This window comes from Staphylococcus sp. GDB20D11A (assembly GCF_016893255.1).
GTDB classification, from domain to species: domain Bacteria; phylum Bacillota; class Bacilli; order Staphylococcales; family Staphylococcaceae; genus Staphylococcus; species Staphylococcus aureus.
In genome coordinates this window covers 1-3659 of sequence record NZ_JAFEPJ010000029.1, presented here as the reverse complement: position 1 = coordinate 3659, position 3659 = coordinate 1, and the positions used below count along the sequence as shown (strand labels likewise).

Below are 3659 nucleotides of genomic sequence, written 5' to 3'. Positions count from 1 at the left end.
CAAAGAGATTGAAGATATGAAAATGCAGTTAGCGAGTGATTACTCTCCTCAGTTTGAAAATGTTTTAAAATCTATGGGTAAGGGCGATGTGATTAATAAGTTCAGTAAATTATCAGCGAAGAAATTATATTTTAGTAGTCGTGGACTAATCCAGCCTGAAATAGAATATACAAACGATTATGATAAAATTAGTGCTTTATTAGCACAGGCGAATTCTGAGGATTATCAAGTAGATAATTTTCATTTTAAAAATACGTTTGATGGTAATGATGTGCACTATAGACAAATTAAACCAAAACTAAAAGATAAAGAAGACCACTAGAGTTAGTGGTCTTTCTTGTTTTGTTCTAATTCTTTTTTGATTTCGTCGGGTGATTTTAAATCTTCTGCATTTTTTAATAATTTGCTTAGTTTTTCACTTTCTATCATGTCACCTTCAAATTGAAAATTATCTTGAGGAGCGCCATAAGCAACAAAATTATCTTTTTTATTGCTGTTGATATAACCTTCAATAACGGCATCGCCCATTGGTCCTTGTTTCAAATTATTGAAATGGACGGATTTAATAGTATTGGGTTCTTTGGTGTTATGTTTGAGATAAAGTGTAATACGTTCTTGTTGTTCTTTGTAGTAGATTTCTTTTTGTTTTTCGCGTTCGTCATATTTCATTTTAAGATAGACGCCTCCAATAATGATTAATATAATAAATATAATACTAATAAAGATTAAAATGTTCTTTTTTGACATAGATAAACAACTCCTAAAATGAGGTGATTTTATGAATGACTTACATGATAAAGATAATACATATATGAGATTAGCTAAAGAAGCATATGATATTAAACCAAATCAAAAGCAAATAACAGTAAAATATTCAAATAAAGAAAAAGTTAAATTTAAAGTTTTAGGTTTTCGCCAAAATAAGTTTAATGGCTTGAAGATGGCTGGTGTATCGCCGATTGAAAAAGATGGTAAAGTGAATAAAGACGAGTTATATATGATATACGCAGGGACAAATCTTACTGAGGATTTTGGTTCGGATATTGTAGAAGATGCGAAGATAGCAGGCGCAAAGTTTGGTGGTGGTTTAAGAACGCCACCGACAAAAGAAGAGATAGAGATATATGGAGATTTGAATAAAAAAGTAACAGGTTATGATACAGGTTTAGCTGATTTCTCACAAAATGTAATCACAAATCCGATATCACAAAGTAAGGAATCGTATATATTTACAGGTGCGTTAATTAAAGACCAAAAACCGAAGTATGTATATGGTGCAGCACATAGTTTGGGCGGTGGTTTAGCGTTAATGAATGGTGTGATGTATGACTTTGATGGTGTACGTACTTTTTCAGCACCGAATACATTTGATTGGTTGCCAGATGAAATTAAAGCGAATTATCGCCCAGAAAAATATGATGGTAAATTCTTTAATTATGTACATGATTCAGATGTGATAGGTAACAGTGATTTATTTTCACAGCGTATTGGATTAAAAATACATGGAGAAGATGCCAAAATGGATCATTTTTATGAGATCTTCAATCCGATATTGGGGCATGGCATGGATACATTCAGTTTTAGTAGGGATAATGTTCATATTAAAATGAATACAGATGAAATGTCCAAGATAGCAAGTGATTTGAAAGCATCATGTGCGTTTGTAGATGGTGCGATTAGAGCCTATCAAAAGTATATGGACGATACGAAGGCGGCTGCGAAACGTATTGAAAGAAAATATATGGAAAAAATAAGAACAGGCAATTATAAGCATATAAAGCCCTCTGATATAGAAGATTATATGGAAGAGTTATCTGTATCGGGCAAATATGAATTTTATAATGACACCGCATTTGAGACAGTTATGAGTGAATTGAGCCGTATTCGAAAGAATATTGAATCTTTCGCAGGTAAACTAATACATGCGAGTGAAAAGATGGAATCTCGAGATAAAGAAATTGGTGAATTATATAAAATATTTGAGAGGTAATGTATATGGGTTTAATTGATGATATTGCGGAAAGCATAGAAGAACGAAGTGATTTATCCGAGTTTAAGCAGGCTATGAAAAGTGAACTACAAACAAAAGTTGAAGATGCGAAATCAAAAATTAAATCCATCGATGATGATATTTGGGATTGGCAAACGACGGTAAATAATAAAAATAGTGATATTGAAGAATATTGCGAAGGTAAAACGGCTGAACGAGCAATGGAACAATTGACTCAATATAAGCAAGATATCGCAGGTATGAGATGGACAGCAGAGGACGCAGAGAAAAGTTGTAAAGTGGGTAGTTGGTTTTGGTAGACGTTAACTTTTGTTAGCGTTTTTTTAATAGATATTTTAATAATGATGATAATCCTTTGAGGTTTTTATATTCAAAATCAATTTTAAGGTTATTTAAAAGGCATATAACAAGAAGTAATTGTAGTTAGTATACAAAACCATTCAGAAGAATAGAACGGTCTAAAAACAAGCTTAAAATGCAAAATAAGAATATTGAACTTTTATGCCGAGAAAACATTTTGAAAAAGAAAAGAGCTGTATGTTATTTCAACTTGTTGAAAATGTTGGTGGGGTTTGAATTGAGATTAATCCCAAGAAAACACCAACAGAAAAACATACAGCTCAAAGTTTCTGTTCAAAATGGAAATTGGAATAAAAAATAAAGATAGTTGTGTTTTTAGCGTTTAAAAAAGAGTGTGAGGAAGCGCATAAAGGTTTAGGTTATTTTGATAGGCTTAAAATGCACCGTAAAATTTTGGAAATTGCGGGTGGCTGGGCGGAGCCCAAAGGCCATAGCGGAGCGTAGCGCAATTGGAAAAATTAGGTGCTGTTTTAAGCCATCAAAACTAGAAGAAATTCGTCACTTGTGACGAGTTTCTTCTATACTTAATTTATTTATAGTGACACAAAAGTCGAAAAAGTGTCGCTATCCCAGAAAACATAAGGATGATGTTTAGATACAAAAATGTTATGATGTGTTTGTAACGTAATTAAAAATTGCATAAAAAGTGCCCCCTAATTTTGGCGGAAATAGGAGGCGATACATATATGCGTGATTTTTTTGACAAATTGAGAACGGAAGAACGAATTTCCGTATCTAAATATAAAATCATTTCTACCGGTAGTATAACAGAAATTTATGAAAGTGAAAACGGCTATGTTCGTGAACTGAATAAAGAAGTTAATACCGATAGGGTGGAAATTGGCAGTAATGGAATGACTGAGCAGGAGCGATTTGAAAAAGATATGTTGAATTTAAAAACATCGTTAAATCGTAGTCAGAAACATTTAAAGCGTTTAATTAATGCGAATATTGGTGCATGGGGCACAGAGAAAGCAAAATTTGTTACGTTAACATTTAAATCAAATATTAAAAATCATGAGACAGCTAATCCGGAATTCAGAAAATTTATTAAACGTTTGAATTATTTTGTATTTGGAGATAAGAAAAATCGCCTGAAATATACGTGTTGTGTAGAACGTCAAACGCGGGGTGCATTACATTATCACGTGGTTTTTTATAATTTACCTTTTATTAAACAAGCTGATTTATTAAAAGTATGGCAAAAGGGAAAATATAGCGGTAGTTTATGTATTAATGCGATTGATAATGTAGATAATGTTGGTGTATACGTAGCGAAGTATATTAC

General features: G+C 32.2%; 5 protein-coding genes. 4 read left to right on the top strand and 1 reads right to left on the bottom strand.

All coding sequences use genetic code 11. The features are described 5' to 3' along the window. A partial coding sequence (locus JV528_RS13145; protein WP_204254849.1) for a hypothetical protein occupies positions 1-322 on the top strand: 322 nt, incomplete at its 5' end. A 2-nt stretch (positions 323-324) separates the two neighbouring features. Here the strand turns inward: JV528_RS13145 and JV528_RS13140 are convergent. Beyond that, on the bottom strand, positions 325-747 hold the full coding sequence (locus JV528_RS13140) for a DUF1433 domain-containing protein (protein WP_204177732.1): 423 nt from the start codon (positions 745-747) through the stop codon (positions 325-327). A 31-nt stretch (positions 748-778) separates the two neighbouring features. Between JV528_RS13140 and JV528_RS13135 the strand changes: the two genes are divergently transcribed. The 3 genes from JV528_RS13135 to JV528_RS13125 form a co-directional block, all read left to right on the top strand. Continuing rightward, complete coding sequence (locus JV528_RS13135) at positions 779-1990, top strand: alpha/beta hydrolase family protein (protein WP_204177731.1); 1212 nt, start codon at positions 779-781, stop codon at positions 1988-1990. A gap of 5 nt (positions 1991-1995) precedes the next feature. Further along, a complete protein-coding gene (locus JV528_RS13130) occupies positions 1996-2310 on the top strand; it encodes a hypothetical protein (protein WP_204254848.1) in 315 nt (104 codons plus the stop codon). Positions 2311-3057: 747 nt separating this feature from the next. Further along, positions 3058-3659: rolling circle replication-associated protein (locus JV528_RS13125; protein ID WP_463674763.1), on the top strand; the 602-nt coding region annotated here is incomplete at its 3' end.